Origin of the sequence: Achromobacter sp. Root565, from assembly GCF_001427425.1 — a bacterium.
Classification (GTDB): Bacteria; Pseudomonadota; Gammaproteobacteria; order Burkholderiales; family Burkholderiaceae_B; genus Achromobacter; species Achromobacter spanius_D.
The window spans coordinates 3118703-3144755 of record NZ_LMGO01000001.1 but is presented as its reverse complement, the minus strand read 5'-3'; the positions used below and the strand labels follow the sequence as shown (position 1 = coordinate 3144755).

28 protein-coding genes and 1 riboswitch are annotated in these 26053 nt (G+C 66.8%); of the genes, 11 read left to right on the top strand and 17 right to left on the bottom strand.

All coding sequences use genetic code 11. From position 1 onward, the window contains the following. Positions 1-183 precede the first annotated feature (183 nt). Positions 184-1176, top strand: coding sequence for a tripartite tricarboxylate transporter substrate binding protein (locus tag ASD71_RS14075; RefSeq protein WP_056564806.1), 993 nt, complete (start codon positions 184-186; stop codon positions 1174-1176). Between the two features lie 55 nt (positions 1177-1231). After that, on the top strand, positions 1232-2176 hold the full coding sequence (locus tag ASD71_RS14070; protein WP_056564805.1) for a succinylglutamate desuccinylase/aspartoacylase family protein: 945 nt from the start codon (positions 1232-1234) through the stop codon (positions 2174-2176). A gap of 39 nt (positions 2177-2215) precedes the next feature. Here ASD71_RS14070 and ASD71_RS14065 read toward each other — a convergent pair whose 3' ends face one another. The 3 genes from ASD71_RS14065 to ASD71_RS14055 all read right to left on the bottom strand — a co-directional run bounded on the left by ASD71_RS14065 (position 2216) and on the right by ASD71_RS14055 (position 5361). Further along, a complete protein-coding gene (locus ASD71_RS14065) occupies positions 2216-2737 on the bottom strand; it encodes a lipocalin family protein (RefSeq protein WP_056564801.1) in 522 nt (173 codons plus the stop codon). Between the two features lie 84 nt (positions 2738-2821). Continuing rightward, entirely contained in the window at positions 2822-4393 is a 1572-nt protein-coding gene (gene gshA / locus ASD71_RS14060) for a glutamate--cysteine ligase (RefSeq protein ID WP_056564798.1), read from the bottom strand. A gap of 32 nt (positions 4394-4425) precedes the next feature. Beyond that, positions 4426-5361, bottom strand: a complete 936-nt coding sequence (locus ASD71_RS14055) for an alpha/beta hydrolase (protein ID WP_082578891.1) — start codon at positions 5359-5361, stop codon at positions 4426-4428. Positions 5362-5405: 44 nt separating this feature from the next. Here ASD71_RS14055 and ASD71_RS14050 point away from each other — a divergent pair, with 44 nt between their 5' ends. Then, positions 5406-5945: a hypothetical protein gene (locus tag ASD71_RS14050; RefSeq protein WP_056564793.1), complete on the top strand. Its 540-nt coding sequence runs from the start codon at positions 5406-5408 to the stop codon at positions 5943-5945. Here ASD71_RS14050 and ASD71_RS14045 read toward each other — a convergent pair. After that, the gene (locus ASD71_RS14045; protein ID WP_056566911.1) at positions 5935-6138 is read right to left on the bottom strand and encodes a helix-turn-helix transcriptional regulator; all 204 of its coding nucleotides are present in this window, start codon (positions 6136-6138) and stop codon (positions 5935-5937) included. The genes ASD71_RS14050 and ASD71_RS14045 overlap by 11 nt on opposite strands. Before the next feature lie 225 nt (positions 6139-6363). Here ASD71_RS14045 and ASD71_RS14040 point away from each other — a divergent pair, with 225 nt between their 5' ends. Then, positions 6364-7260, top strand: coding sequence for an AEC family transporter (locus ASD71_RS14040; protein ID WP_056564791.1), 897 nt, complete (start codon positions 6364-6366; stop codon positions 7258-7260). Positions 7261-7300: 40 nt separating this feature from the next. Here ASD71_RS14040 and ASD71_RS14035 read toward each other — a convergent pair whose 3' ends face one another. From ASD71_RS14035 to ASD71_RS14015, 5 genes are all read right to left on the bottom strand, one after another. After that, positions 7301-8308 (bottom strand): Ldh family oxidoreductase, encoded by a 1008-nt coding sequence (locus ASD71_RS14035; protein ID WP_056564788.1) that lies wholly within the window; start codon positions 8306-8308, stop codon positions 7301-7303. A 34-nt stretch (positions 8309-8342) separates the two neighbouring features. Then, a complete protein-coding gene (locus ASD71_RS14030; RefSeq protein ID WP_056564786.1) occupies positions 8343-9278 on the bottom strand; it encodes an NAD(P)-dependent oxidoreductase in 936 nt (311 codons plus the stop codon). 37 nt (positions 9279-9315) lie between these two features. Continuing rightward, the gene (locus tag ASD71_RS14025; RefSeq protein WP_056564783.1) at positions 9316-10329 is read right to left on the bottom strand and encodes a tripartite tricarboxylate transporter substrate binding protein; all 1014 of its coding nucleotides are present in this window, start codon (positions 10327-10329) and stop codon (positions 9316-9318) included. A gap of 158 nt (positions 10330-10487) precedes the next feature. Continuing rightward, positions 10488-11663 (bottom strand): UxaA family hydrolase, encoded by a 1176-nt coding sequence (locus ASD71_RS14020; protein WP_056564780.1) that lies wholly within the window; start codon positions 11661-11663, stop codon positions 10488-10490. 28 nt (positions 11664-11691) lie between these two features. Then, the gene (locus tag ASD71_RS14015; protein ID WP_056564777.1) at positions 11692-11973 is read right to left on the bottom strand and encodes a UxaA family hydrolase; all 282 of its coding nucleotides are present in this window, start codon (positions 11971-11973) and stop codon (positions 11692-11694) included. Between the two features lie 182 nt (positions 11974-12155). Between ASD71_RS14015 and ASD71_RS14010 the strand changes: the two genes are divergently transcribed. From ASD71_RS14010 to ASD71_RS13995, 4 genes are all read left to right on the top strand, one after another. Next, entirely contained in the window at positions 12156-12911 is a 756-nt protein-coding gene (locus ASD71_RS14010) for a GntR family transcriptional regulator (RefSeq protein ID WP_056564774.1), read from the top strand. Between the two features lie 26 nt (positions 12912-12937). Beyond that, positions 12938-13019: riboswitch (SAM riboswitch) on the top strand. Further along, positions 13009-14268, top strand: coding sequence for a homoserine O-acetyltransferase (locus ASD71_RS14005; protein ID WP_200949397.1), 1260 nt, complete (start codon positions 13009-13011; stop codon positions 14266-14268). It overlaps the preceding riboswitch by 11 nt. After that, a complete protein-coding gene (gene metW / locus ASD71_RS14000; RefSeq protein ID WP_056564773.1) occupies positions 14265-14879 on the top strand; it encodes a methionine biosynthesis protein MetW in 615 nt (204 codons plus the stop codon). The genes ASD71_RS14005 and metW overlap by 4 nt, the downstream gene beginning before the upstream one ends. A gap of 121 nt (positions 14880-15000) precedes the next feature. After that, positions 15001-16248 carry a muropeptide transporter gene (locus ASD71_RS13995; RefSeq protein WP_056566905.1) on the top strand — a complete coding sequence of 416 codons (1248 nt, stop codon included), beginning with the start codon at positions 15001-15003 and terminating at the stop codon, positions 16246-16248. 169 nt (positions 16249-16417) lie between these two features. Here ASD71_RS13995 and ASD71_RS13990 read toward each other — a convergent pair whose 3' ends face one another. Then, a complete protein-coding gene (locus ASD71_RS13990) occupies positions 16418-17281 on the bottom strand; it encodes a universal stress protein (protein WP_056564769.1) in 864 nt (287 codons plus the stop codon). A 224-nt stretch (positions 17282-17505) separates the two neighbouring features. Here ASD71_RS13990 and ASD71_RS13985 point away from each other — a divergent pair, with 224 nt between their 5' ends. Together ASD71_RS13985 and ASD71_RS13980 are read left to right on the top strand one after the other, a co-directional pair. Further along, positions 17506-18144, top strand: coding sequence for a trimeric intracellular cation channel family protein (locus tag ASD71_RS13985; protein WP_056564767.1), 639 nt, complete (start codon positions 17506-17508; stop codon positions 18142-18144). Positions 18145-18303: 159 nt separating this feature from the next. Then, complete coding sequence (locus tag ASD71_RS13980) at positions 18304-18975, top strand: GntR family transcriptional regulator (RefSeq protein ID WP_056564764.1); 672 nt, start codon at positions 18304-18306, stop codon at positions 18973-18975. Between the two features lie 54 nt (positions 18976-19029). Here ASD71_RS13980 and ASD71_RS13975 read toward each other — a convergent pair whose 3' ends face one another. From ASD71_RS13975 to ASD71_RS13960, 4 genes are read right to left on the bottom strand one after another with little or no spacing between them, the layout of a single operon-like run. Further along, the gene (locus tag ASD71_RS13975; RefSeq protein WP_056564763.1) at positions 19030-19797 is read right to left on the bottom strand and encodes a LamB/YcsF family protein; all 768 of its coding nucleotides are present in this window, start codon (positions 19795-19797) and stop codon (positions 19030-19032) included. Between the two features lie 13 nt (positions 19798-19810). Further along, positions 19811-20803 carry a biotin-dependent carboxyltransferase family protein gene (locus tag ASD71_RS13970; RefSeq protein WP_056564759.1) on the bottom strand — a complete coding sequence of 331 codons (993 nt, stop codon included), beginning with the start codon at positions 20801-20803 and terminating at the stop codon, positions 19811-19813. Further along, a complete protein-coding gene (gene pxpB, locus ASD71_RS13965) occupies positions 20800-21534 on the bottom strand; it encodes a 5-oxoprolinase subunit PxpB (RefSeq protein ID WP_156395142.1) in 735 nt (244 codons plus the stop codon). Before pxpB ends, ASD71_RS13970 begins: the two co-directional genes overlap by 4 nt. A 24-nt stretch (positions 21535-21558) precedes the next feature. Next, positions 21559-21990, bottom strand: a complete 432-nt coding sequence (locus ASD71_RS13960; RefSeq protein ID WP_056564754.1) for a VOC family protein — start codon at positions 21988-21990, stop codon at positions 21559-21561. Positions 21991-22141: 151 nt separating this feature from the next. Here ASD71_RS13960 and ASD71_RS13955 point away from each other — a divergent pair, with 151 nt between their 5' ends. After that, the gene (locus tag ASD71_RS13955; RefSeq protein WP_056566901.1) at positions 22142-23017 is read left to right on the top strand and encodes a LysR family transcriptional regulator; all 876 of its coding nucleotides are present in this window, start codon (positions 22142-22144) and stop codon (positions 23015-23017) included. Between the two features lie 280 nt (positions 23018-23297). Here the strand turns inward: ASD71_RS13955 and serA are convergent, their stop codons facing one another. From serA to ASD71_RS13940, 3 genes are all read right to left on the bottom strand, one after another. Then, complete coding sequence (serA, locus tag ASD71_RS13950; RefSeq protein WP_056564751.1) at positions 23298-24497, bottom strand: phosphoglycerate dehydrogenase; 1200 nt, start codon at positions 24495-24497, stop codon at positions 23298-23300. A gap of 108 nt (positions 24498-24605) precedes the next feature. Then, positions 24606-25064 carry a DUF411 domain-containing protein gene (locus tag ASD71_RS13945; protein WP_082578889.1) on the bottom strand — a complete coding sequence of 153 codons (459 nt, stop codon included), beginning with the start codon at positions 25062-25064 and terminating at the stop codon, positions 24606-24608. Between the two features lie 43 nt (positions 25065-25107). Next, positions 25108-26052, bottom strand: a complete 945-nt coding sequence (locus tag ASD71_RS13940; RefSeq protein WP_056564749.1) for a copper resistance protein B — start codon at positions 26050-26052, stop codon at positions 25108-25110. Position 26053 lies beyond the last annotated feature (1 nt).

The following is a 26053-nucleotide window of genomic DNA, read 5'->3' as shown; positions in this document are numbered from 1 at the left end:
CCAGTTCCAGCGCCTGAGGTGCAGTACCTGAAGTTCAGCGTCCAAATCTCGCCGCCAAAATCCCGATCGGCACAACGATGTGCCGTTTTGGCACGGACTGCCCCTGGGTCGCGCTCGAAAATAGCCCCCGAAATCAAATGAGACGGCTCCGCCGTCCACCCACAGCACCCCAGGGAGAAAGTCATGAAGTCCATCGTGAAGCCGCTGCGCGCGGCGCTAGTTTCGTTGTGTGCGGCCTCGGCCCTTGCCGCGGCGCCTGCCGCCAGCGCGGCCGATTATCCGGCCCGCAGCATTTCGCTGATCGTCGGCTACCCCGCAGGCGGCAGCCTGGACCTGACCGCGCGCCTCCTGGGCGAAGAACTGGGCAAGCGCCTGGGCCAGACGGTCGTGGTCGAGAACGTTGGCGGCGCGGGCGGCACGATCGGCGCGCAACGCGTGGCGCGCGCCGCACCCGACGGCTACACCATCTTCCTGGGCTCCACCAACGAAATGGTGATCGCCCGCATGATCAACACTGCCGTGAAGTACGACAGCGCCAAGGATTTCACGGCGCTGGGCATCGTGGCCTCGCAGCCGATGCTGCTGGCCGCCAGCAAGAACTCGGGTGTTAAGACCGCCGCCGACTACCTGGAAAAGCTCAAGGGCGCCGCGCCCGGGACGTTCAACTACGGCTCGTCGGGCGTGGGCACGACGCTGCACTTGGCGGGCGAGATGATCAACCAGGCCACCGGCACCCGCGCCGAACACGTGCCCTACCGCGGCGTGTCGCCGCTGGTGACCGACCTGATGAGCGGCCAGCTGGACTACGGCATGCTGGTGCTGTCCTCGGGTCTGCCGCAGGTGCGCAGCGGCAACATCGTCGCGCTGGGCCTGACCGAGAACAAGCGTTCGCCCGCCGCGCCCGAAATCGCGCCGCTGGCCGCCACCAAGGGCTTCGAGTCCGTGGACATCAACCTGTGGTTCGCGCTGTACGGCCCGGCCGGCCTGCCCGAGCCGGTGGTGACCAAGCTGCGCGCCGTGCTGGATGAGACGCTGAAGTCGGACCAGTTCCGCGCCAAGATGCAGGACGCCGGCGGCGAAGTGGCCAAGCCGGGCGTGGATCCGGTGGCGTTCCAGGCCGAAGAAACCCAGAAGTACGGCGCGCTGGTCAAGGCCGCCAAGATCGAAGCGCAATAAGGCTGCGCGCGCACCATCACGACATCGAAAGACCAGGCATCAAGCGGATATCACCATGGAATTCAAGCTCCCCGTTCCCGACATCGCCGCCGAGCGCGCGGGCAATACCGACACGCCGGGCGTGTGGCACTTTGATTCGGGCGTGCCGGGACGGGCGCTGATGGTGAGCGCGCTGGTGCACGGCAATGAGCTGTGCGGCGCGTGGGCGCTGAAAGACCTGTTGGCTTCGGGTCTGCGGCCGCGCCGCGGCAGCCTGACCCTGGCCTTCTGCAACCTGGATGCGTTCGACCGCTTCGATCACGCGAACCACGATGCGTCGCGTTTCGTGCAGGAAGACATGAACCGCGTCTGGAGCGCCGAGCGTCTGGACAATCCCACGTCGCCGGACCGCCAACGCGGCGCGGCGCTGCGCCCGTGGGTGCGGCGCGCCGACTGGCTGCTGGACCTGCATTCGATGCACGAGCCGGGGGCGCCGCTGCTGCTGACGGGCGTGCTGCCGCGCAATATCGCGCTGGCGCGCCGCCTGAAGGCCCCGCAGCACGTCATCGTGGATGCCGGCCACAAGGACGGCGTGCGCATGCGCGATTTCGAACACTTTGGCGACCCGGCCCGCGAAGACGCGTGCGCGCTGCTGATCGAATGCGGCTTTCATGGCGACCTGTCGTCGCGCGATGTGGCGCGCGACATGGTGGCGCGGATGCTGATGGAATCGGGCGTGATTGACGCGGCGGACCTGCCCGAGGCCTGGCTGCTGCCGGATCCGGCGGCGCAACGCGTGCTGGAAGTGACGGACGCCGTGGTGGCGCCGTCGATGAATGTGCGATTTGCAGGCCCGTGGACGGGTCTGGAGACGTTCGATAAGGCCGGATCGCTGATCGGCTGGGCGGATGATCAGCCGGTGGTGACGCCCTACGACAACTGCACGCTGATCATGCCGTCGCTGCGGCAGTTGAAGCCCGGCGTGACGGTGGTCAGGCTGGCCCGCGATTACGCGGGCTGAGGACGGCGCCTGGTTCCGCGGCGCGTACCGCCGCGGCGCTTATTTCTGCGGCGTATAGCGCAGCTCGTCGAGCTGATAGCCCTGCGCCGTGGCGGCGGCCAGCGCCTTGTCCAGTTCTTCCTTGGGCAACTGGGGCGAGCGCGACAGGATCCACAGATACTTGCGGTCGGGCGTGCCGACGACGGACCAGCGGTACTCCGGATCCAGGCCGATCACCCAGTAATCGCCCTTGAACGGCTTGAAGAAGGTGACTTCGAGCTTGGCGTTGTTGCTGCCTTCAACCACCGTGGCCGTGCCCGAGGCCGAATCGATATCCCCATCCTTGGTGCGGCAGCGGTTGTTCACGCCGACAGTGCCGTCTGGATGCGCCGTGTACTCGGCCGTGGTGTCTCCCACGCAATTGCGCTGGAAGAACATGGGGAAGTTGGCGATTTCGTACCACATCCCCACGTAGCGTTTCAGGTCAACGGATTCCACGGTCTGCATGGGCGGCGGCGCGGCGTGGGCAATGCCCGCCACGCTGGCCGCCAGGGCCAGCAGAAATTTTGCGGTGCGGCGCATGGATAAAACCTCCTGATGTGACTGGTAAGGCCCGCGCGCGCACCCCGCAGGGGCGCGGCGCGGATCAATCCCTAACGATACGCCTTATTTGCGCGGCGCCTTCAGCGCGGCGTGATAGCGGCTCACGTAGGTATCGAAGTCTTCAGTGTCCGACTGTTCCAGGCGAAGCTGTTCGGCGGCGGACTGCGCGGCGGCTTGCTGATAGGCCGTGGCCACGTCGGCAGGCAGCGGCTGCGCGCGCAGCGCATCCGCATGCTTGCGGCTCAGCGCCAGCGAGAAATCGTGGAACGACAGGCCGCTGTCCTTCAGGTCGGCCAAGAGGCGCGCCGAGGGCGTGGTGTCGGGCTGGTCAAGCTTGGCGCGTTGCGCCGCCAGGGCATCCGCGTAAGCGGTGCCGCCGAAGGCGCTGTCGTACAGCGCGGCATACGGCGCGATCTGGTCCAGAAGTTCGTGGCCCCATTGCGCCAGGCCGATGGTCTGGCCGTCGCGATCCAGCGTGAGGCCCGGCTTGCGGCCTTCCTTGACCACCACCGAGAAATTGTCGGCGCTGCGCTGACAGTAGCCGTTGGCGGGGAAGAACGGGCTGTCCGAGGCCGTGCAGAACAGCAGGAAGGCGTCGACGAACCGGGCGGTGGTGGCGTCGATGCCAATCGGCGAATACGGATCGATGTCCAGGCAGCGCACTTCAACGTACTGCACGCCGCGTTCGGCCAGCGCGGTGATGGGGCGTTCGCAGCGGCCGGTGGCGCGCTTGGGGCGGATGCTGGAGTAGTACTCGTTTTCGATCTGCAGCACGTTGGTGTTGAGCTGGATCCATTCGCCGTCGCGGTGGGTGCCGATATTTTGATAGTCGGGCCAGGGCTGCGTCACGGCGCCGTACAGGCGGCCAAGGAAGGTGTCCAAGTCGTTGTAGCAGAGCTTGAGCTGCGACTGCGCCTTGTTCTGGTAGCCCAGATCGCTCATGCGCAGGCTGGTGGCATAGGGCAGGTAAAGGGTGTGGTCGCCCAGCTTGTCCAGCGCATGGTCCTGGCCTTGCAAAAAGCCGCTGGACAGCGCGGGGGCGGAGCCAAACAGGTACATCAGCAGCCAGGAATGCCGCGTGAAGTTGCGGATCAGGCCGATGTACCCGCGCGAGCGGCGGTCCTGGCCGGAGCCGGGCTGCGTGTCGAGCACGGGCCATAGGGATTCGGGCAGCGAAAAGTTGTAGTGCACGCCGGCGATGCATTGCATCGTCTTGCCGTAGCGCTCGGCCAGACCGCGGCGGTACACGTGCTTGAGCATGCCCGTGTTGGACGTTCCGTACCAGGCGATGGGGATTTCGGGCTCGGGCGGCAGCGTGGCCGGCATGGACTGATTCCAGATCAGTTCATGGTCCAGCACGGTGTAGACGTGGCGGTGGGTGTCGGCAAGCTCGGCCAGGAGCGCGTCCACGTTGTCGTGCGTGCCCGTGATGAGCTCAAGCAGCGACTCGGAATAATCGGTGGTGACGTGTTCGTTGGTCAGCGCCGAGCCCAGTCCGGCGGGGTGCGGCGTGCGGGCCAGGATGCCCTGTTCGTCCACGCGCAGGCCTTCTTTCTCGATGCCCCGCAGGGTCTGGGTCAGCAGCGAGCGGTTGGCCTCTAGGCGGGCGAGGCGGTTGGCGGCAGTATCGGTCACGGATTGTTCTCGTTGGGGGCTGTCGCCGGATTTTACGGGGTGCTGGCCTCCTGTGCTGAGGGAACCAGTACTGGGGACAGGGACAATGCCTGGGCGGTGCGCGCCAGCCATTCGTCCAGGTCAGCATAGACGGGGTCGGCTATGGGGGCGGTTTCGTTGAAGATCTCGTGCCAGGCGGTGTCGTACCAGCGCAGGGTGAGGAGTTCAGCGGGCGCCCGCTGGGCGAACTGTCGGCTGCCTTCGGCCGCCACGATGGAGTCGTCGCCGGCCACCATCAGCAGGGTGCGGCAGGGCAGCAGGCAGGCTTCGCGAAGCGCCTGCTGCCCGGCTTCGTCGACAAAGCGCGCCAGCCGGCCCGTCATGCGGCGCCGCACCAGGGGATCGGCGCGGTAGGCCTTCACGACGGCCCGGTCGTGTGAGATGCGGGCGGGCGCCAGGCCGTGGGGCACGCGCAGGTCGGGGGCGTGCAGGGACATCCACGTCAGGGTGCGGCGCACCCAGAGCGGGACGTTGACGGCAAACGGCGGTGAACTGAGCACCAGGCCGTCCAGGTCGGCCCGCCGTTGCTGGGCGATGCGCACTGCGACCGGGGCGCCCAGGCTGTGTCCAAGCAGGATCGGGGGCCGGCCGCAGGCCTGCGTCCAGTCCTGCAGCCTGTCCACCGCGTCGGTGACCAGGTCTTCCTGGTCGCGCAGCGTGGCGGGGTGTCCGCCCGAGCGCCCATGGCCGCGGTGATCGTGCGCGCCCACCGTCCAGCCCCGCGCGGTCAGCCAGCGCGCCAGCCGGTCATAGCGCCCGGCGTGTTCGCTCAGGCCGTGCAGCAGGTAGATGCTGGGCCGGCCGCCGGAGTGCCCGTCGCGGGATTGCCCGTCGCCCGCTATCGGAAGCGGAACGTTTGGCGCGGCGGGCCAGCAATAATTGGCGAGCGGCGTGCCATCGGGCGCGGGCGCCATGGAAATCGGCGACAATTTCTGAATTCCTTGAATTGACGGGACCCTGGAGTCCTCGGGTAATGACGATTTCATCGCTGTTTCGTTTCATGTTCAAGAAAGCGGGCGTTTTTTTGGCGCTGACGCTGGCGTTGGCCGCTTGCTCGCCGAGTTACAACTGGCGCGAGATGGATGTGGCGGATGGTCACGTTCGCGCCGCGTTCCCCGCCCGGGTCTCGACGGAAACCCGCGAATTGAAGCTGGACATGCACGCGTTGAAGTTCACGATGGCCAGCGCCACCGTGGACGAAGCGGTGTTCGCCGTGGGATCGGCGCCCCTGCCGCCGGAGATCGCGGCCAGCCCCGCGGCCCGGCAGGCGCTGGGCGTGGCGCTGATGCGGTCGCTCTACACCAACATGCAGGCGCCGCCGCCCACGGAATGGCCGCCTTATGGCCAGGAAATCGAGGTGCGCGGCAAGGCGGTGGGCAAGCCCGGGTGGCTGCAGGCGAAGGTGTGGGTGACGGACACGATGCTGATCGAGGCCGTGGCCGCGGGCACCGAGGAAAGCCTGCCCGCCGAGCGCGCGCGCGAATTCCTGCGGTCCATCGTCATCAAGCCTTGAATTCGAGCAGACCCAGCCGCAGCGCCGCCACCACGGCCGCGCGCCGGCCCCGCACGCCAAGCCGGGTGCAGGCGTTGCGCAGGTGGAAATTCACGGTGCTTTCGCTGACGCCCAAGATGCGGGCGGTTTCCCAACTGGTCTTGCCCGCGGCGGACCACCGCAGGCATGCGGCCTGCCGGTCCGATAGCTGCAGGCAAGGTGATTGCCTGTCGGACAGCTGCAGGCCGGCGGGCGGGATGGCGTTGAGGACGGCGCAACGCGATGAGTGGGCAGGAATGCGCATCGGTGTGGCGGACATGGCGGCGAGGACGGGATGGTCCTTTTGTGAACAATGGCCCCATGCTGCGGCGACCGCCCCGGCTGGGGCAAGCAATGATGCCGTGACGCATCAATCTTTTTATCTCTGACGGAATAGTCCATGTTGGCCATCGCGCAGTTCTACCTGTCAGCCATTGTGCTGATGCTGCCCCTGCTTTCCTGCGTGGGAATCGGGCTTTACTGGGGCAAGCGCGATCTTCCCTTTGGCGGCAACTTCATCACCACGTTGGTGACGTCCGTCACCACGCCCGCGCTGGTGTTCCACACCTTCGTCACCACCCATCTGGACGACCGCGCGCTAGCCGACGTGGCCGCGGCGACCCTGATTGCCCTGCTGTTGTGCGCGCTGATCTGCGCGGCGCTGCTCAAGGCCTGGAAGCTGCCCGTGCTGAGCCTGCTGCCCACCGCGTTCCTGCCCAACGCCGGCAACCTGGGGCTGCCGATTTCGCAACTGGCGTTCGGCGACGCGGGCCTGTCGGTGGCCGTGGCATTCTTTGCGGTGAACTCCTTCGTGATGCACACCATCGCGGTGCGCATGCTGCCCGGCGTGAACACCAAGGGAAGCTGGAAGAGCCCGATCCTGCTGGCGTCCGTGGTGGCGGTGGCGCTGCGTCTGCTGAACGTGCCGGTGCCGGCGTGGATCATCGAGACGGCGCGCATGCTGGGCGCCGTGACGGTGCCGCTGATGCTGCTGAGCCTGGGCCACGCGCTGGCGCTCATCCCGTCGAACGGCGTGCGCGATGGCGCCAAGGTCGGCGCGATCCGGCTGGTGGTAGGCCTGGTGACCGGGCTGGCCGTGGTGTGGGCGATGGATCTGGAACCGGTGCTGGCCGGCGCGCTGACGCTGCAGATGGCGATGCCGTGCGCGGTCGTCAGCTACATGTACGCGCGGCGTTACACGCCGCTGGGCGACACCGCGGCGGGCGCCGTGCTGGTGTCCACCGTGGTGTTCCTGCTGCTGGCGCCGCTGATGCTGTGGTTCTCCCACGGACACTAGGGCGCCAGGCTGAGGTTCATACAGAGGTTCAGCCCGAGGTTCAGCCCGCGCCGGCCAGCGTGCGCAACTGCGTCATCAGCGCATCGGGCAGGTCCAGGCCGTGCTTGACGGCCTCGTCGCGCAGCTTGCGGCGGCGGTCGCCCGGCAGACGCACGCCCTCGTCTTCGAGCATGGCGTCGACCAGCGTTTCCACGCGTTCCAGGTAGACGTCGTTGCCTGCCAGCGCGTTGGGATCGATCGCCATGAAGGCCTGCCCCAACCGCGCCGGTCCGCCCTCGTCCACAAAGAACGACTCGTTCTCGTAGCCGAAGCGCGCGCCGGTCAGCGCGCAGGCCATGAGTTCGACGATTAGGGCCAGCATGGCGCCCTTGACGCCGCCCGCGGGCAGCATGCTGCCGGCCAGTCCCGCCTTGGGGTCGGTCGTGGGCTGGCCCTCGGCATCCAGCGCCCAGCCCAGCGGAATGGGCTGGTTGTCACGCGCCGCGATCATGAGCTTGCCCCGCGCCACCTGCGACAGCGACAGGTCGATGACCAGACGGGCGCCGCCGCGGCGAGGGAAGATCGCCGCGATGGGGTTGGTGCCGAACAGCGGGCGCTTGCCGCCCCAGGCGGGCATGGCGGCGGGCGAGTTGCTCAGTGCCAGTCCCACCATGCCGGCTTCGGCCAGGGCCTCCAGGTGGTAGGCCGCCTCGCCGAAGTGATGGCTGTTGGCCACGCCGACGAATGCAACGCCATGCTCACGGGCGCGGGCGGTGGCCTGTTCGACCGCCATGGCGCACGCGGGAAACGCCAGGCCCGAGCCGGCGTCGATCAACGCCGCGCCGCCGCGTTCGTTCACGAGGCGCGGCACGGCCGAACCGATGGCGCGGCCGGCGCGCAGATGGCCGGCGTAGAACGGCACGCGCGACAGGCCATGAGAGCTGAGTCCCTGGCTTTCCGCGAAGACCAGCGCGCGGGCGGTGCTGTCGGCCATGACCGGGTTGGCGCCGGCGGCGGCAAGACCGGCCGCGGCCAGGTGTTGAAGTTCGTCCAGATAGATGTGAGCCATATCCTTCCTGTCGTGTGAGGCGCGCCGCGCCTCGTCAGCGTGCGCGGGCGTCAAGCGCCATTGTCACACCGGCGGCCACCATGTCGGAAACGCGCGTGTTGGCCTCTTGCGTGAGCCCCGCGATGTGCGGCGTGAGGATCAGGTTGGGCGCGTCGGCCAGCGCGCTGCCGGCGGGCAGCGGCTCCCGCTCGAAGACGTCCAGCGCCGCGCCGCGCAGGCGTCCGGCACGCAACGCGGCCGCCAGCGCGGCTTCGTCCACGATGCCGCCGCGCGAGGTGTTGATGAGGATGGCGCCGGCGCGCATGCGTTCGATGCGCGCGGCGTCCAGCAGATGGCGGGTCTGGGGCGTGAGCGGCAGGTGCAGCGTTACGACGTCCGCCTGGGCAAGCAGTTCATCCAGCGCCAGCGCCTCGGCGCCCGCTTCCTGCCACGCGGGATGGTCAGGCGGCAGGGCGGCATCGCTGCCCACGATGCGCATGCCCAACCCGCGCGCAAGCTGCGCGGCCAGTCGGCCGATGCCGCCGAATCCCACCACGCCCAACGTGCGTCCGTGCGCCTCCAGCCCCTGCGACAGCGCGTTGCGCGGCCACACGCCGGCGGCCACGTCCGCGGTGGACCCGTAGGCGCCGCGCAACAGCGACAGCATCGTGCCGATGACGTACTCGGCCACGGCGCGGGCGTTGGCGCCGGCGGCGGGAATGACCTTGATGCCGCGGGTCTCGCATCCCGCCAGGTCGATGTTGTCCAGCCCGACGCCCAGCCGGCCCACCGCATTCAGGCGCGGCGCCGCGGCCAGCAGCGCCGCGTCCACTTGGGTGCGATTGCGCACGATGAGGGCGTCGGCATCCGCGACGGCCTCGAGCAACGCGCCGCGCTGCTCGACCAGCTCGGGCGCGTACTGCACGTCGAACCGCTGCTGCAGGGCCTGGACGGCAGGCGCGTCCATGAACTCCGATATCAAAATTCGCATCTGCCGGGCTCCTTTTCGTGGTGGCAGGTTGGCCGCGTCAGGCGACCTGGATGTTGGCGTCGCGGATGATCTTGGCCCAGCGGTCGACCTCGGACTTCAGGTACGCGCCGAACTCCTTCGGCCCGCGCGGCTGTGGCACGAAGCCTAGTTGCAGCAACGATTGCTGCATGGCGGGCTGCGAGATCTGCTTGACGATGGCGTCGCCGATGCGCTGGACCAGTTCAGGTGGCGTGCCGGCGGGCGCGAGCACGCCGGTGAAGTTCTCGACGATCAGGTCCGGCAGGCCGGCTTCGGCCGTGGTGGGCAGATCGGGCAGATCCTTGCTGCGCTCGCGCGTGGTGATGGCCAGCGCACGCAGCGACCCGTTCTTCACGTGCGCCAGCGATTCCGGGTAGTTGGAAAACACCACGTCCAGATGCCCGCCGATCAGATCCGTGAGCGACGGCGCGCCGCCCTTGTACGGCACGTGCATCAGCGGCACGCCCGTCAGCTTCTGATACAGCGCCAGCGTCAGGTGCGGCGGCGTGCCGTTGCCGCTGGAGCCGGCCGATAGCGCCTTCGCCTTGGCCGCGCGCGCCAGGTCATCCATGGACTTGATGTTGCTCTTGGCGTTCACGACCACCATGATGGGCGAGGACGCCAACCCCGCGATGGGCGTCAGGTCGCGGGTCAGGTCATACCCGGCCTTGCCCGCGAACAATGTGGCGTTGGCCGCGTGCGACAGGGTGATGGCCAGCCAGGTGTAGCCGTCGGGCGCGGCGTTCGACACGTGCGCGGCGCCGATGTTGGCGCTGCCGCCGGGCTTGTTTTCGACCACCACGTTCCAGCGTTCGGCGTCTGCCAGCGCCTTGCCCACCTGGCGCGCGGCCACGTCGGTCAGGCCGCCCGGCGGAAATGGCACCACGTAATTGATGGGACGCTCGGGCCACGCGCCTTTCTGCGCCAGCGCGCGTTCCCATGGGGCCAGCGCACAGAGGCCGGCGGCGCCCAGGGCGCCCAGCAGGCGACGGCGCTGCGCATCTTGCGGGGGGTAATGCGGTTCGCTACTCATCAGTCTTCCTCCTTGGGGATAACGCCCGGGTAGGAATGCGTACGCCTTTGCTGCCGCGGACTGCGCCCGGGTCTGCAGGTTCTTGTCGTTGATGCTGCGATGAAGCCGCGAAGGCAGCCGGCGCGTTCTCCTGATCGCGCCGGCGCCGGAAAGGCCTGTCAGGCGCTTTCGAAGATCCGCGTGAGCACGAACTCGCGGTGGCCCAGGGCCTCGGCCGCGGTCCACCGGCCGTTGGCGGTGGCCAGCATGCATTCCAGCAGCTTGTCGCCGGCCTGGTTCAGGTCGATCTCGCGCTGCAGGAGGGCGCTGGTGTCCACGTCGATGTGCTCAGACATTGTGCGCACGGTGCGCGGATTGGCGCAGATCTTGATGACCGGCAGGATCGGGTTGCCGATGACGTTGCCCTGGCCGGTGGGGAAAAAGTGCACGGCGTAGCCCGAGGCGGCGCACAGCGTGACCATTTCCGCCGCGGCCGAGGACGAGTCCATGAACCACAGTCCGGGGCCGTCGGGGATCTCGGCCTTGTCGATGACGCCGTCCACCCGGCATTGCTTGCCGATCTTCTGGATGTTGCCCATCGCCTTTTCCTCGATGGTGGTCAGGCCGCCGGCGATGTTGCCCTTGGTGGGCTGGGATTCGGACAGATCGCTGGTCTTCCAGCGGTCGATCATGGCCTGGTAGCGGTCGAACATGAACATGAAGCGTTCGCGCACGGCGTCGTTGGCGCAGCGCTCGGCCACGATGTGTTCGCCGCCGGTCAGCTCCGACGTTTCGCCGAACACCAGGGTGGAGCCCAGCGCATAGAGCTTGTCGAAGGCGTTACCCACCGTGGGATTGGCGCCGCAGCCGGAGGTGGTGTCGGATTCGCCGCATTTGGTGGAGACCCACAGGTCGGCGATGGGGCATTCGCTGCGCGTGAGCGCGGTGGCGTAATGCACGAATTCCTTGGCGCAGCGCGACGCGCGCATGATGGTGTCGTGGTCGCCGTGCAGTTCGATGGAAAAGCCCATGACAGGCTTGCCCGTGGCGGCAATGCCGTCGACGACGCGCTTGGTCCAGCCTTCCTCGATGCCGATCACGACCACGGCGGCGACGTTGGGGTTACAGCCGGTGCCGATCAGCGTGCGAAAGTGCAGTTCCAGATCCTCACCGAATTGCAGGCGGCCGTAAGGATGAGGCAGGGCCAGGGTGCCCTTGATATTGTTGGCAACGGCCTCGGCCGCGGCGTTGGAGATGTCGTCCACGGGCAGGACGATCACGTGGTTGCGCACGCCGACGCGGCCATTGTCGCGGCGATAGCCTTGGAAGGTGGTCTGGGCAGTGATGATGGACATGGTGGGTTCCTGTGCGATGGACGGGCGCTTACCAGCGCTTGGTCTTGATGTTGTGCACGTGGGCGTGCTGGCCGGCCTGGATGGGTGCCACCACGCGGCCGATGTCGACGCCGTACTTGAAGACGGTGTCGCCCACGGCCATGTCCTTCATCGCGACCTTGTGGCCGATGGGAATGTCCTGCGACGCGCGCACATGGATGATCTTGTCTTCATCCATGATCCAGGCGTTCAGCTCCGTTCCGGCGGTCAGGCCTTCCACCACGGCGACCGCCACCGTGTCCTTCGCATCGTGCAATACGGCGTGAATCATTGTCTTCCTCTCTGAGTCAAGGGCGCCGCCCGGGTGCTGCACGCGGCGCGGATCACAACGGCCAGGAAATCTTAGGCCCGGGTTTTTTCAAAGTCAACTAAATCATATAGATGACTTACATGACTTGAGCGAATGATCGGCGCGCCGCTACACTGGAGGTCCTCGATTTTTGCGATGCACCCATGAACACCAGCCTGTCACCGACTGTGCCCCTGGGCAGTCCCTTGTACGAACAGGTCAAGCAGGCCGTGCTTGCCGCGCTGGCGCAAGGCGAGTGGAAGCAGGGCGATGCGATCCCCCCGGAAAAAAATCTGGCCGAGCGCTTCGGCGTGTCGATCGGCACCTTGCGCAAGGCCATCGACGAGCTGGCCGCCGAAAACATCCTGGTGCGCCATCAGGGGCGCGGCACCTACGTCGCGGTGCACACGCGCAACCATCACTTCTTCAAGTTCTTCCGCATCGTCGGGCAGGACGGCAGCAAGTCCTATCCGACGACCGAGCTGTTGCGTTTCCGGCGCGTGAAGGCGTCGGCGGTCGTGCGCGAAAAGCTGGAATTGCCCGCGGGCGCTCACGTGTTCGAGTTCCTGAATGTGCTGTCGCTCAACGGCGACGTGGTCATGGCCGACGACGTGTGCCTGCCCGAAGCGCGCTTTCCGGGGCTGCTGGAGGCGCATTTACGCGAGCGCACCAGCACGCTCTACGCGCTGTACCAGGACCTGTTCGGCGTCAACGTCATCGCCACCGACGAGCGGCTGCGGACCTGCCTGGCCGAACGCACGCAGGCGCGTTGCCTTGGGGTGGCCGAGGGTAGCCCGCTGCTGGAGATCCGCCGCATCGCGTTTTCGTACAACCGCCAGCCGGTGGAGTGGCGCGTGTCGCGCGTGAACACCGAGCGCTACGAGTATCTGGGACAGGAGCCCTGGGAAGCCGGCGCGTAGCAGTGCTAGAATTCCTGCCGCACTACCCAATTTTCGGCGCCGATTTGCCTGATCCGCTTGCGGGCGCCTTCCAATAAATCCAGCTAAAGAGGTCCGTATGACCACTCCTGCCCAACATTTGGCCGGTGATTCGGCCAGCGGGTTCGTCCCCGCAACCGTCACAACTTCCGATACCGTTGATCCCGGTTCGGTCGGCCTCGTCTCCCCCACGTTCATTCGTTTCGACGAACCGCTGCCCTTGCTTAGCGGCCAATCGCTTGCGGCTTACGAACTGGCTGTCGAAACTTACGGCACGCTCAATGCGCAGCGCACGAATGCCGTGCTGATCTGCCACGCGCTCAATGCCTCGCATCACGTGGCGGGCCAAGCGGCGGACAACCCCACCGACCTGGGCTGGTGGGACAACATGGTGGGCCCCGGCAAGCCGGTGGACACCAATCTCTTCTTCGTGATCGGCGTGAACAACCTGGGCTCGTGCTTCGGTTCGACCGGCCCGGCCAGCCTCAATCCCGAGACCGGCAAGCCCTGGGGCGCCGCGTTCCCGGTGCTGACGGTGGAAGACTGGGTGCGGGCGCAGGCGCGGGTGGCGGACCACTTCGGCATCGAACGCTTCGCGGCGGTGATGGGCGGATCGCTGGGCGGCATGCAGGCGCTCAGCTGGTCCATCACCTTGCCCGAGCGCGTGGCCAACTGCATCGTCATCGCCAGCACGCCGCGCCTGTCCGCGCAGAACATCGGCTTTAACGAAGTGGCCCGCCGCGCCATCATCACCGACCCGGACTTCCACGGCGGCGACTACTACGCGCAAGACACCGTGCCACGCCGTGGCCTGTCGGTCGCACGCATGATCGGCCACATCACGTACCTGTCCGATGACGACATGGCCGAAAAATTCGGACGCGCCCAGCGCGCACCGGCCGAAAACGGCGCGTACCGCTACGGCTACGACGTCGAGTTCGAGGTCGAGTCCTACCTGCGCTATCAGGGCGAAAAGTTCACCCGCTATTTCGACGCCAACACCTATCTGCTGATCACGCGGGCGCTGGACTACTTCGATCCGGCGCGCACCACGGGCGGCGACCTGGCCCGCGCGCTGGCGCCCGCCAAGTCCAATTTCCTGCTGGTGTCGTTTTCGACCGACTGGCGCTTCCCGCCGGAGCGTTCGCGCGAGATCGTGCGCGCGCTGCTCAAGAACGGCAGCCCCGTCACGTACGCCGAAATCGACGCGCCGCACGGTCACGACGCCTTCCTGCTGGAAGACGCCCGTTACCACGCGGTCGTCCGCGGCTACTACGAACGCATCGCGCGCGAGCTGGGTCTGCAAGCCACCGCCCCGAATGAAGGATGCTCAGAATGACTGCCGTGACTCCCCGCTATGCCCACAGCGCGCTGCGGCCCGACCTGGCGCGCATCGCCGGCTGGATCGAACCGGGCAGCCGCGTCCTGGACCTGGGTTGCGGCGACGGCGCACTGCTGGCGCACCTGCGCGACCATCGCCAGGTCAAGGGAGCCGGCGTCGAGCTCGACGACACCTGCGTGATCGCCTGCGTGCGCCGCGGCGTCGAGGTCATCCAGCAGAACCTGGAAGACGGCCTGGCGCTCTTTGACGACAAGCAGTTCGATACCGTTGTGCTGTCGCAGACGCTGCAGTCCATGCACCGCACCGAACACATCCTGCGCGAAATGGCCCGCGTGGCGCGTTACGGCGTGGTGTCGTTTCCCAACTTCGGCTACTGGCCGCACGGCTGGGCCATCCTGCGCGGCCGCATGCCAGTGACGGGGCAGATGCCGTACCAGTGGTACAACACGCCCAACATCCACCTGTGCACGCTGCGCGACTTCGAACAGCTTGCCGGGGAAGTGGACGTGCGCATCCTGGAGCGCGCCACATTCAACGAAGGCAAGGAAGTGCGGCTGTTCCCCAGCTGGCGCAGCACGCTGGCGGTGTATCGCTTTGCTTCGCCCTGACATTCATTGCCCTGACATTCCGACACGCATCCTCCTGACGGCGCGGGCGAACAGGCCCTAAAATGCCGCAAGCCCGCGGCCAGCGCCTGTGACGCCGCCGGCCAAGTTTCAGGAGACCGTCATCACCGCTGTATCCAACGTCTACACCAGCCCGCGCGTTGCCCCCCTGCTGGTGCTGGGCTTTGCCAGCGGACTGCCGCTGGCCCTGACCGGCGGCACCTTGCAGGCCTGGGCCACCGTCGAAGGCGTCCCGCTGCAGGAAATCGGTTTCCTCACCCTGGTCGGCGCCGCCTACACCATCAAATTCCTCTGGGCGCCGTTCATTGATCGGTTTGCCCCGCCCGTGCTTGGCCGGCGCCGTGGCTGGATGCTTGTGACGCAGCTGCTGCTGGCGTTGAGCATCCTGGCGATGGGCACGCTCTCGCCGTCGTCCACTCTGATGCCGTTGGCCTTTCTGGCCGTGCTGGTCGTATTTCTGTCCGCTACGCAGGACATCGCCTTCGACGCCTATTGCACCGACGTACTGCGCAAGGACGAGCGCGGGGCGGGCGCGGCCGTCAAGGTCATGGGTTACCGGCTGGCCATGATCGTGTCGGGCGGCCTGGCGCTCATCATGGCGGATCAGTGGATAGGGTGGGGCAACACCTATATGGTGATGGGCGGACTGATGCTGCTGTCCGCGCTGGCCACCCTGTGGGCGCCCGAACCGGAACACGTCGCGCGCGCGCCGCGCACCCTGCGCGAGGCCGTGGTCGAGCCACTGCATGAGTTCTTCACGCGCCGCGGCGCGTTGGCGGTGCTGCTGCTGATCGTGCTGTACAAGCTGGGCGACGCGTTCGCCGGCGCCTTGTCCACCACGTTTCTCATCCGCGGCGCGGGGTTCACGCCGACAGAAGTCGGCACCGTGAACAAGGTGCTGGGGCTGGCGGCCACCATCATCGGCGCGCTGGCCGGCGGATCGCTGATGTCGCGCTGGGGGCTGTACCGGTCGCTGATGGCCTTCGGCCTGCTGCAGGCGGTGTCCAACCTGGCGTACTGGCTGATCGCGGTCAGCCCGAAGAACCTGTGGCTGATGGCAACCGGCGTGGGTATCGAAAACCTGTGCGGCGGCCTGGGCACGGCGTCGTTCGTGGGCCTGTTGATGGCGCTGTGCCGCCAACGGTTCTCGGCCACGCAATTCGCGCTGCTGTCGGCGCTGTCGGCCGTGGGCCGCACCTATCTGGCCGGCCCGCTGACGCCGCCCCTGGTCGAGCATCTGGGATGGCCGGGATTCTTCCTGGTGACGGTGGTCATCGCCGTGCCGGGGCTGGTGCTGCTGCGGATGCTGCGCGGAACGATCGAAACCATGGAAAAGCAGGGCGACGCGTAACCCAAAGCCTCAAGGTGCATGACACCCGTCAGCCTCAAGGTGTCTGACACCGCAGAAAAGACCACCAAGTTGCTAGGGCGCCGCATGGGTGTCTGACACCTTGCGAAGCGAAGACAGGTCAATCAAAAAAAGGCGGCGCACAAGCGCCGCCTTTTTGCTGGCGAAAAACTTACTCTTCGCCGCTCAGCCGGACGATCAGCACATCGCTGGGCAGGGATTCCAGCAGCCGCTCGGCCACGCTGCCGATGGCGGTGCGCAGGATGCCCGTGCGGCCATGGGTGCCGGTGACGACCAGATCGGACCGGTGGTTGAACGAGTAATCCGACAGCACGGTTTCGGGCTGGCCGGCTTCGAGTACGACCTTGGTCGGGCGGCCCTTGGGCAGTTCGGGCGTTTCGGCGATGAAGCGCTCGGCGCACTGTTCGGCAGTTCGGTACAGATTGTCGACGACGGCGTCGTCGGGCTTGGTCACGCTCTGGAACGGGACTTCGTAGGCATTGAACAAGGTGATGTCGGCGTTGGGCACCAGTTGCAGCGCGGCGCGCAGCGCCTGGCGCGAGCCATCCGAGAAGTCGGTGGCGACGAGCACGTCTCGATAAGGCCTGCGGGGGCGGTTCTTGACGACCAGCACGGGCTGGCGCGCCTGGCGGGCCAGCTTTTCGACGGTGGTGCCAAGCAGCAGGCGGCCCAGCGTTTCCTGGCGGGCGATGCCGGCCACGATCAGTGAGCAGCCATACGCGTCGGCGGTTTCCATGATGCTGGCGACGGGGTCGCCCTTGGTGACCACGACTTCAGCCGGCACGTTGGCGGCGGCGACGTCTTCGGCGAGTTCGCGTTCGACGAGGGCCTTGTGATCCGGCGACAGACGGCGCCAGACGGGGGTGGTGAGCGGCGTGGCATGGGATTCCATGACATGCAGCATGATCAGCTTGGTGTTCAGTTCCTTGGTCAACTGCAGCGCGCGGTCGAGGGCTCTGTCGCCGCGCGCACTCAGGTCGGTGGCCAGAAGGATGGGGCCAATTTGCTGGGTCATACCTAATCTCCCGGTTACGGCCAGAGGGGCGGCTCCCGCGTCCGCGCTGCCTGGCCCAGTAGCGCCCGGTCGGGCACGTCTCCATTGTCTCGCCGCGAAACGAGACCGGAGTTGATCATTGTCAACGCAGGTTTGAGGGTACGGGATGAAGCGCGCGCAGGCAATGGCGCGTCCGCCGGCAAGGCTCAATACAATGGGGCCTGCCCAAGCTACCCCCCCCTACTATGTTTACCGATCTGTCGCCCGCCCTGCTGCACACGCTGTACCTGGTCGCCATCGTTGCCGAAGCCATGACGGCCGCACTGTCGGCGGGCCGGCGCGACATGGACTGGATGGGCGTCTGCATCATCGCGTGCGTGACGGCGCTGGGCGGCGGGTCGCTGCGCGACGTGCTGCTGGGCCACTATCCGCTGACGTGGGTCGTGCATCCCGAGTACCTGTGGATGACGGGCGGCGCGGCCATCCTGACCGCGCTGATCGCCCCGGTCATGCGCCGCTTGCGCAGCGTGTTCCTGCTGGCTGACGCGCTGGGGCTGGTCGCGTTCACGGTCATCGGCTGCCAGGTGGCGCAGATGATGCAGCTGCCGATCACCGTGGTGCTGATCAGCGGCATGATCACCGGGTGCGCTGGCGGCGTGCTGCGCGACGTCCTTTGCAACGAGGTGCCGCTGCTGTTCCGCAAGGAACTCTACGCCAGCGTGTCCCTGGTGACGGGCGCGCTGTACCTGGGCTCGATGTCGCTCGGCCTGTCGGCCAACGCCTCGGTGCCCATCGCGCTGGCGGCGGGCCTGACCATGCGCCTCATGGCGCTGCGCTTCAACTGGCAGATGCCCAAGTTCGTCTACCGCGACGATTGGGACTGACCGTGCCCATCGGTCGAATTTGACCTTCCGCCACTACCCGGCGCCGGCCGCCAGACGCTGTGTCCACCGTGTGAAACATTAATTCTATTTCTGTTTCAATAGATTTCTAGTATCTTGTCACGGTCTCATAGCTTGCATACGCAGTAGAAGGGGAGCCGATTGGACGTCAAAGCGCCCGCCACGATTCCGTATTTCCTACAGGAACAGATTCGTGAGTTGATAGTGAACGGCACTATCCGGCCCGGGCAGCCGTTACGGGAACAGGAACTGGAACAGCGTTTCGGCACCAGCCGCAGCCCCATCCGGGAAGCGATGCGACTGCTGGAGCTGAGCGGTCTGGTGACGCACATCCAGCGCAAGGGCTTCCGGGTCACGCTATATACCGAGACCCAGATCCGCCATCTGTACATGCTGCGCGCGGAGCTGGAAGCGTATTGCATCCGGCAGGTCGCGGAGATGCCCGATGTGGGCGCGCTGGTGGCGGAGCTGGACACGTTGCACGAGGCCATCGTCGCGGCCATGGACCGGTTGGACGCGCGCGGCTTCATTGCGGCATCGCGCGAGTTCTACCTGGCGGCCGCCCGCTACACCGGCAACGCCCCGCTGACCAGCATGCTCAGCAAGCTGTACGAACAGATTGAACCGCTGGGCTACATGCTGGCCCGGCAGTCGCTCGAGGCCAATAAGATTCCGGCCTACACGGACGGCATCATCCAGGCGCTCGGCAGTCGGGATTTCGACCGCGCGGCGGAACTGACCCGACGGTATGTGGTGGAAGTGCTGCCCGAGATCCTGAGCGCTTATCGCGAGGCGTCGCTGGATTCGGTGTAGGGATATGGCCCGGGATTCGCTGGGGCATCTGCCCCGGAACCCGGACAGCGGCCGTTAGCCGCGGGGCGGCGTGCGCACCTCGATGCCAGCCTGCTGCAGGGCGCTTCGGATGCCATCGGCGAAGACCAGCGCATTGGGCTGGTCGCCATGGATGCACAGCGTGTCGGCCTGCACCGGCACGTCCTTGCCGTCCACCGACCGCACCAGGCCTTCACGCACCATGCGCACGACCTGCGCCACCGCAATCTCCACGTCTTCGATCATGGCGCCCGCGCGCGTGCGCGGCGTCAGCGAGCCGTCGTTTTGGTACGAGCGGTCCGCGAAGACTTCGTTGGCGCTGGCCAGGCCGACGGCGCGCGCCGCGTCGATCAGTTTGCTGCCCGCCAGGCCGTACAGGATCAGCGAGGCGTCCACGTCCTTGACCGCCTGGCAGATGGCCTTTGCCAGCGGCTCGTCCTTGGCCGCCATGTTGTAGAGGGCGCCATGCGCCTTCACGTGATGCAGCCGCGCGCCTTGCGATGCCGCGACGCCGGCCAGCGCGCCGATCTGGTACACGACGATGTCGTAGGCCTCGTCCGGACTGATCTGGATGACGCGGCGGCCAAAACCCGCCAGGTCCTGCAGGCTGGGGTGGGCCCCCAGCGCGACTCCTCGCGCCAATGCCGCGGCCACGGTCTTGCGCATGGTGGCCGGGTCGCCGCCGTGAAAGCCACAGGCAATGTTGGCGGAGCTGACGAATTGCAGCACTGCGGCGTCGTTGCCCATGGTCCAGGCGCCATAGCTTTCGCCCATGTCGCAGTTCAGGTCGATGCGGGTGGTCATAACGGGTTCCTTTCTAGGCCAGCAGCGCGCGCAGCGGTTCCAGCGCGCCGTGCAGTTGGGCAAACGCGCGCTCGCGCTCGCCGTCCAGGCGCTGCGCTTCTTCCAGCTCGATCCGCTGAAAACGCAGCGTCTGGCCGGGCGCGGATTGCGCCAGCGCCGGCAGATCCACGGTGGCGATCTGCGCAATCTTGGGATAGCCGCCGGTGGTCTGCCGGTCGGCCATGAGGATGATGGCCTCGCCGCCCGAAGGCACCTGCACGGTACCGAAACAGGCCGCTTCCGACAGCATCTGACGTGGCTGGTTCATGGCGAGCGGCCGGCCGAGCAGGCGGTAGCCCATGCGGTCCGACTGCGGACTGATGCGGAAGTCCGATTCCGAAAACGCGCGGCGGCTGCTTTGCGAGAACTCCGGCCAGTGCACGCCAGGCAGAAAGCGGACGAATTCGCGCTGCTTGTTGCCCAGCGCCGCGGGCAGGTACACGCGCACGTTCGACAGGGCCTTCTGCAAGTCGGCGGCATCGCGTTCCGGCGCCAGCGGGCGGCGCAGGGGGACAACGTCGCCCTTGGCCAGGGCGCGTCCTTCAAAGCCGCCGAAGCCGCTGCGCAGGTACGTGGTTTCGCTGCCCATGACCGGCGTCAGCGCAAATCCGCCGTGCACGGCAAGATAGGCGCGCACGCCGGCAGCCGGCCGCGCGCCGAAGGCCAGCACGTCGCCCGTCCGCGCGATCAGCGGACGCAGCAGGGGAATGTCCTGGCCGTTCAGCGTGGCGCCCAGGTCGGCGCCGGCCAGCGCAAAACAGGCCGGTGCGTCGAAACGCAGCGTCGGGCCGGTCAGCGTGATTTCCAGCGTGGCCGGGTCGCCCTCGTTGCCCGCCAGGGCATTGGCAAGCCGGTGGGCGCGTTCGTCCATGGCGCCGGCCGCCGGAATGCCCTGATGCTGGTAGCCTTCGCGCCCGCGGTCCTGGAAACTGGACAGCATGCCCGGCTTGATCACCGTCATGCTCATGCTTGGCTCCCCCGGATGCGGTCGAATTCGTCCGGCGAAATCGGCACGAAGCGCACCGTATCGCCCGGCTGCAAGAGTGCGGCGGGTTCACGGGCCGGGTCGAACATGACGAGCGGCGTGGCGCCGATGATGTTCCAGCCGCCAGGCAGCCGGTTCGGGTAGATCACGGTCTGGCGGTTGGCGATGGCCACCGCGCCCGGCGGCACGGCGGTGCGGGGCGAGGGACGGCGGGGAATGTTCAGTTTTTCGTCGTGCACGCCCAGATAGGCATGCCCGGGGGCGAATCCCAGCATGAACACCATGCTGGGCGGCTCGGTGTGCAACTGGATGACGGCGTCGGGCGAGATGCGCGCCGCGCGGGCGACCTCGGCCAGGTCGGGGCCGTGTTCGCCGCCATAGCAGACGGGAATGTCGACCTCGCGTCCGCCCGCGTCGCCCGCAGGAATGCCGCCGGCCAGCAAGGCCTGGATATGCTCGGAAAGCGAGGCGTAGGTGGGGCCTTCGCCCTGACCGCCGGGCCGGTAATGCACGGCCACGGCGACGAAGGAGGGGACGACATCGGTGACGCCCGGCAGCTGAGCGTCACGCAGCATGCGGGCGGCCGCCAGGCACGTGCGGCCGATGGCGGCGTCGATGTGTTCGCCGAAGGAAATGATGAGGCAGCGGTCACCCTGGGGCAGGATGCGCCAGCGGGTTTCGGCCGGAGAAAGTGGGTCTGAATTTACGTTCAACGGCACGAAACCTGTAGTGACGGGTTACTTGGCGAACAACGAGTCCATATTCTTGAACGCCTTGAATTCCAGCGCGTTGCCCGACGGATCCAGGAAGAACATGGTGGCCTGTTCGCCCACTTCGCCCTTGAAGCGGATGTAGGGTTCGATGACGAACTCGGTACCGGCGTCGTTCAGGCGCTTGGCCATGGCTTCCCATTGTTCCATGGAAAGCACGGCGCCGAAATGGCGCACGGGCACATTGTGCGAATCAACCGCACTGGTGGCTTTGTGGCCACACTCGCTGGGCGCCAGGTGAGCCACGATCTGGTGGCCGTAGAAATTGAAGTCGATCCATTCGGGCGAGCTGCGGCCCTCCGGACAGCCCAGCTTTTCGCCGTAGAAGGCGCGGGCTTCGGCCAGATCCCGCACGGGGAAGGCCAGGTGGAACGGCGGCAGGTTGGTTTGAGCGGACATGCAAGGCTCCGGGTCAGGCAAAGGAAAGATGATCGTTCGGGGTGGGCGACCGCTGCAATTGCGTCGGCGTTAGCGCCAGGACGTAGTTTAGGTATTGTTTTTTTTATAGCAAAACGATATTTTTCGAGTCTTAGCATCGAAAAAATTGATTGTGATCAAGGAATTCAAGACCTTCATCGCCGTGGCGCGGGATGGCACCTTTACTGGCGCGGGGGCGCAGTTGGGGCTGACGCAGTCCGCGGTCAGCGCCCAGATCCGGCGGCTGGAGGAATATCTGGGTGTCACGCTGTTTGACCGCAGTCCGCGCGCGGCCCTGCTGAACGCGCACGGCCGCGAGATGCTGCCCCAGGCCGAGGAACTGGTCGCCATGGCCGAGCGCATGGCCGCGCCGGCCGGCGCCGCCCATGTCAGCGGACTGCTGCGCATCGGGGCGATTGCCTCGGTGCAGCAGGATCTGCTGGTCCATGCCGTGGGCGAGTTCCGCGCGGAGTATCCCGACGTGCGCGTACGGATCGTGCCCGGTGTGTCGCTGTCGCTGCTGGGGCAGGTGGATGCTGGCGAAGTGGACCTGGCCGTGCTGATCCGCCCGCCTTTCGCCTTGCCGCCCGAGCTGGGATGGCAGCCGCTGATGAGCGAGCCGGTGATGCTGGCCATGCCCGAATCCATGCCGGTCGCGCCTTGGCGGGAGCTGCTGGCAACCCAGCCCTTCATCCGCTACGACCGCGCGTCGTTCGGCGGCCGGGTGGTGGATGTATTTCTGAAGAAGCACCGGATCACCGTACATGAAGCCGTGGAGCTGGACGAGATCGAGGCCATCGCGGGAATGGTCCGGCACGGGCTGGGCGTGGCGCTGCTGCCCCGGCTGCGGCGTTTGGATATGACCGGGCTGCGGCTTCTGCCGCTGGGCGAACACGCGTTTCACCGCGAAATCGGCATCATCGGCCGCCTGCCGTTCGACCCCGGCAGCGTCCGCGAGAAGATCGCGCAATGCCTGCACCGGGCGGCGGGTGATTCGGGAGTGGGCTGACTGCTTTGGATTGGGCCCTTGTGCGACGGCATCTGGATTGGGCCGGTGTCAGACACCCCGGGGAGCGCATGGATGGATTGACGGGCGTCTCGTAGGGGTGTCGGACACCTGGGGTGTTGGACACCTGGGGTGTCTGGCACCGGCCCAAGTTATCTCGACGCAGGTGTCTGACACCCATTGAGACGCCGCGACGAGCCCGCGACGGTAACCGCCGGGTGTCTGACACCGTCCCAAGCCATCTGATCAGCCAACAAAATAGCCCCCGAAGGGGCTCTTGTCTTTACAGCCGGTCGCAGCGGACCGTGATCGGGTGATCGCGCAAGGCCGTCATCACGATGTCGTCCACCTGGCCCTCCACGTCGGTGATCACGTAGCCGATCTGGCCGCGTGTCTGCAGGGTCTGGCTGACGATGTTCAGGCCGTGTTGCGCCATCAGGTTGTCCAGCGCGCCCAGCGCTCCGGGGGCATTGCGGTGCACGTGCAGGATGCGCGTGCCGCCGGCCTGTTCCAGATACGGCAGTTCGGGGAAGTTGACCGCGCCCTTGGTGGTGCCGGCTTGCAGGAAGCGCACGAGCTTTTCGGCGACTTCGCGGCCGATGTTCTCTTGGGATTCCTGCGTGCTGCCGCCGATGTGCGGGGTCAGGATGACGTTGGGCATGCCGATCAGCGGGCTGGCCAGCGGTTCGTCGGCGCTCTTGGGCTCGGTGGGGAACACGTCCAGCGCCGCGCCCGCCAGGTGGCCGGATTTCAGCGCCGCGTGCAGCGCGTTGATGTCCACGACCGCGCCGCGCGAGGCGTTGATCAGGATGGCGCCGCGGCGCATGCGTCCGATGGTTTCGGCGTTCATGATGTTTTCGGTGGACTTGCCGCCGGGCACGTGCAGCGTCACGACATCGGCCTGTTCCAGCAGGTCGTTCAGCGTGCCGGCGGGGCGGGCGTTGCCCAGCGGCAGCTTGGCCTCGACGTCGTGATAGATGACCCGCATGCCCAGGCTTTCGGCCAGGGTGCTGATCTGCGAGCCGATGTTGCCGTACCCGACGATGCCCAGCGTCTTGCCGCGCGTCTCAAAAGCGCCCGCGGCGCTCTTGTCCCAGTGGCCCTGATGGACCCGGGCGTTCTTTTCAGGAATCCGGCGCAGCAGCAGGATCGCCTCGCCCAGCACCAGTTCGGCGACCGAGCGTGTGTTGGAGAACGGCGCATTGAAGACCGGAATGCCGCGCTGCATGGCGGTGTCCAGGTCGACCTGGTTCGTGCCGATGCAGAAGCACCCGACGACGCGCAGGTCCGGGTTGCCGGACAGCAGGGCAGCGTCCAGGTGCGTGCGAGAACGGATCCCCGCCACTTGCACGCCGCGCAGGGCGTCGTGCAATTGCGCCGGCGGCAGGGCCGCGGCATGCGTGACGATATCGGTGTAACCGGCGGCCTCGAAGACGGCGCGAGCGCTCGGGTGGATGTTCTCGAACAGGACGATTTGTGCCATGACTGCCAAGGGGTGGGTGAGAAACGTAATTATTTATTGTGGACCATTTTTGCTGCGGTGCAAGGAGTAGCCATTGAGTCGTTGTGGATGAATTGTTTCAGGCCAGGCTTAGCGGTAGGCCTGAAAAACCTTGGCGCCGCCGCGCTTGTCGACCAGCACCACGTCGTGCGGCGTCTTGCGTCCGCCGTATTCCGGGCCGTCCATGCCCGGGGATCCCAGCGGCATGCCGGGGGCGGAAAGACCCGCCGCATCGGGCTTTTCGAGCAGCAGCCGGCGCACGTCGCTGGCCGGCACGTGGCCTTCGACCGCGTAGCCGTCCACCATCGCGGTGTGGCAGGAACCGTGGTCGGCCATGCCCGCGTTGCGGCGGATGGGCCCGGTGTCCTCGACGTCATGCGTGGTCACGGCAAAGCCGTTGTCGCGCATGTGCTTGACCCAATCCTCGCAGCAGCCGCAGGTGGGCGTCTTCCAGACCTCGACTTTCACGGGCGCCTGCGCGGCGGCAATCGCAGGAATGCTGAGGGCCGCGGCAAGGACGAGGCGGCGCGTAAGACGGGAAACGTTCATGATGCTCCGGGGGAATAAAGGGGGGTGTTCAGGCGCGGGCCGGTCAGAACCAGAACCGCACGCCCGCGATGACGGCTGCCTGCGATCGGCTCTCGCCGGCGTCCGAGGCATAGCTCGCCGTCTGGCCGAACTTCCGTTCAAAGGATACGCCAACGTAGGGGGCGAATTCGCGCGTGACCTCGTAACGCAGGCGCAGGGACAGGGATCCTTGGGACAGACCGGAGCCGATGCCGCGTTGCGGGTCGTTCTTGCCGTAGACGCTGGCTTGCAGTTCGGGCGTGAATATCAGGCGCTGGGTCAGCAGCAGATCGTACTCGGCCTTCAGTGCCAGGGCGCTGCGGCCTGACGGGCCTGCATAGGCGGTGGCCGTCAGTTCGATGTTGTAGGGCAGTAAGCCCTCGACGCCGACCGCGGCCCAGTTGCGCTTGGGGCCTGCGCCGATGTCCCGGCGCGCACCCAGTTGCAGATCCCAGAAGGGCGAGATGGCGTGGCTCCAGAAGGCCTCGACCTTGCCGTCCGATCCGCCGCCGCTTTCGCGCTCGCCCTCGCTCTTGACGAGCAGGCGGTCCGTGGCGGTGCCGAACCAGAAGCGGCCATCCCACTCGAGCGCGTTCTGCCCGTCGCGATTGCGCGATGCGCCGAATTTGTCGAACAGCACCTGCCACGTGGGCGCGTTGTCCATCATGTGCGGATGGATACCGTAGCTGTCGTAGCCGCGCGGGCCTTCGCCATCGCTTGCGGGCAGACTGCCGACGGGCGGGGCGCCTGCGGCTGGCGCGTCATGGTTCACTTCTGCATGGTCCATTCCCTGGTGGCTTTCCGGGCTGTCCGGTGACGGCGCTTGGCCGTGGTCCATTGAGCCATGGTCCATCCCGGTCATGCCGGCATGATCCATTTGCGCCGCTTGAGCCGCGGCCAAGGGGGACGCCAGCGCGAGGGCGATGGCGCAAAGGGCCGGCGCGTGTTTCTGGAAACTGATCGGCTTCATC

Bases quoted from the DNA above. Each gene is read 5' to 3' on its own strand.
- ASD71_RS14020 (WP_056564780.1), bottom strand. From the start codon at position 11,663: ATGTCCATCATCACTGCCCAGACCACCTTCCAAGGCTATCGCCGCGAC.
- ASD71_RS14015 (WP_056564777.1), bottom strand. From the start codon at position 11,973: ATGATTCACGCCGTATTGCACGATGCGAAGGACACGGTGGCGGTCGCC.
- ASD71_RS13945 (WP_082578889.1), bottom strand. From the start codon at position 25,064: ATGAACGTTTCCCGTCTTACGCGCCGCCTCGTCCTTGCCGCGGCCCTC.
- serA (WP_056564751.1), bottom strand. From the start codon at position 24,497: ATGGCACAAATCGTCCTGTTCGAGAACATCCACCCGAGCGCTCGCGCC.
- ASD71_RS14035 (WP_056564788.1), bottom strand. From the start codon at position 8,308: ATGGCTCACATCTATCTGGACGAACTTCAACACCTGGCCGCGGCCGGT.
- ASD71_RS14030 (WP_056564786.1), bottom strand. From the start codon at position 9,278: ATGCGAATTTTGATATCGGAGTTCATGGACGCGCCTGCCGTCCAGGCC.
- ASD71_RS13970 (WP_056564759.1), bottom strand. From the start codon at position 20,803: ATGAGCATGACGGTGATCAAGCCGGGCATGCTGTCCAGTTTCCAGGAC.
- ASD71_RS14070 (WP_056564805.1), top strand. From the start codon at position 1,232: ATGGAATTCAAGCTCCCCGTTCCCGACATCGCCGCCGAGCGCGCGGGC.
- ASD71_RS13940 (WP_056564749.1), bottom strand. From the start codon at position 26,052: ATGAAGCCGATCAGTTTCCAGAAACACGCGCCGGCCCTTTGCGCCATC.
- ASD71_RS14040 (WP_056564791.1), top strand. From the start codon at position 6,364: ATGTTGGCCATCGCGCAGTTCTACCTGTCAGCCATTGTGCTGATGCTG.
- ASD71_RS13960 (WP_056564754.1), bottom strand. From the start codon at position 21,990: ATGTCCGCTCAAACCAACCTGCCGCCGTTCCACCTGGCCTTCCCCGTG.
- metW (WP_056564773.1), top strand. From the start codon at position 14,265: ATGACTGCCGTGACTCCCCGCTATGCCCACAGCGCGCTGCGGCCCGAC.
- ASD71_RS14065 (WP_056564801.1), bottom strand. From the start codon at position 2,737: ATGCGCCGCACCGCAAAATTTCTGCTGGCCCTGGCGGCCAGCGTGGCG.
- ASD71_RS14050 (WP_056564793.1), top strand. From the start codon at position 5,406: ATGACGATTTCATCGCTGTTTCGTTTCATGTTCAAGAAAGCGGGCGTT.
- ASD71_RS14025 (WP_056564783.1), bottom strand. From the start codon at position 10,329: ATGAGTAGCGAACCGCATTACCCCCCGCAAGATGCGCAGCGCCGTCGC.
- ASD71_RS13990 (WP_056564769.1), bottom strand. From the start codon at position 17,281: ATGACCCAGCAAATTGGCCCCATCCTTCTGGCCACCGACCTGAGTGCG.
- ASD71_RS13975 (WP_056564763.1), bottom strand. From the start codon at position 19,797: ATGACCACCCGCATCGACCTGAACTGCGACATGGGCGAAAGCTATGGC.
- ASD71_RS14010 (WP_056564774.1), top strand. From the start codon at position 12,156: ATGAACACCAGCCTGTCACCGACTGTGCCCCTGGGCAGTCCCTTGTAC.
- ASD71_RS13985 (WP_056564767.1), top strand. From the start codon at position 17,506: ATGTTTACCGATCTGTCGCCCGCCCTGCTGCACACGCTGTACCTGGTC.
- ASD71_RS14075 (WP_056564806.1), top strand. From the start codon at position 184: ATGAAGTCCATCGTGAAGCCGCTGCGCGCGGCGCTAGTTTCGTTGTGT.
- ASD71_RS14005 (WP_200949397.1), top strand. From the start codon at position 13,009: ATGACCACTCCTGCCCAACATTTGGCCGGTGATTCGGCCAGCGGGTTC.